General features: G+C 51.9%; 2 tRNA genes. Both read right to left on the minus strand.

Annotated elements, in window-relative coordinates:
- Window positions 1-55: 55 nt before the first annotated feature.
- Window positions 56-131: transfer RNA gene (locus tag RH85_RS08555), tRNA-Ala, on the minus strand.
- A gap of 42 nt (window positions 132-173) precedes the next feature.
- Window positions 174-250, minus strand: a tRNA-Ile gene (locus RH85_RS08560).
- Window positions 251-262 lie beyond the last annotated feature (12 nt).

The raw sequence follows: 262 nt of genomic DNA on the forward strand, positions 1-262 counted from the left end.
TAGATTTTCTGATGAAAACCATTTTTAAAAACACTCTTGCGAATGCGCTTAAAGATGGTGGAGCTATGCGGGATCGAACCGCAGACCTCCTGCGTGCAAGGCAGGCGCTCTCCCAGCTGAGCTATAGCCCCATCAGGTGTCGATACTGTGTGCCAATTCCTTGGGAAGGGAATTGGTGGGTCTGAGTGGACTCGAACCACCGACCTCTCGCTTATCAGGCGAACGCTCTAACCACCTGAGCTACAGACCCAGTATCGTCTCT

This window comes from Vibrio ichthyoenteri ATCC 700023 (assembly GCF_000222605.1).
GTDB lineage: Bacteria > Pseudomonadota > Gammaproteobacteria > Enterobacterales > Vibrionaceae > Vibrio > Vibrio ichthyoenteri.